The organism is Prevotella sp. MGM2 (assembly GCF_002933955.1).
GTDB lineage: Bacteria > Bacteroidota > Bacteroidia > Bacteroidales > Bacteroidaceae > Alloprevotella.
In genome coordinates, this window is sequence record NZ_BEWW01000233.1 from 1 (window position 1) to 672 (window position 672).

General features: G+C 56.4%; 1 protein-coding gene. It reads right to left on the minus strand.

The window, feature by feature from the left end; genetic code table 11:
* Nucleotides 1-81: 81 nt before the first annotated feature.
* A partial coding sequence (locus C5S62_RS05815; RefSeq protein WP_190311556.1) for an alpha-galactosidase occupies nucleotides 82-672 on the minus strand: 591 nt, incomplete at its 5' end.

Genomic DNA, 672 nt, shown 5'->3' on the forward strand with positions numbered 1-672 from the left:
GTAATATGAGATGGAAAAAGAAGCACCCTTTCCGAGGCCGGCAAGAGCCCCGTTCATGAGAAAGAGCGGAACGGATGCGGCTTATTCGGCCGTCAGTTTCAGTGTCAGCGATGTCCACGGACGCGACAGTGAACCGCTCACGTTGAGACCGGCATATTTCAGCACGCGGCCGCTCACCACCTTGCCGTTGAGATTGCTCGGCTTCGAAGGGTTGAGGGGTGTCAGGTCTTTGATACGGTAGTTCTTGTTCTCATCCACTCCGTCGAGCCTTACCTTCGGCATTGCCTGTCCGTTGAGATAGTCCGTCCGGTAGACGAAGAGCACGGCGTGGTCCTTGGTCTCATCGGCATACATCAATGCGGCCATCGCCCCTTTGTCGTAAGGTGATATTAACCGGTATTGGTCGCCTAGCTGGATGACAGGACGTACCGACTTGTAGGCTTCGATGGCGCGTTTGGAGAATTCCTTTTCCCGGTCGCTCATGTTCTTAGGCTGTATTTCCATGCCCAGGCGTCCCGACATGGCCACATCGAAGCGGAATTTGATGGGCACCTCGCGGCCAGTCTGATGGTTGGGGCTGGCGCTCACGTGGGAGGCCATGGCGATGGCCGGATAGAAATGGCTGTCGCTCCACTGGATGAACAGGCGCTGGTAGGCATCTGTGTTGTCGCT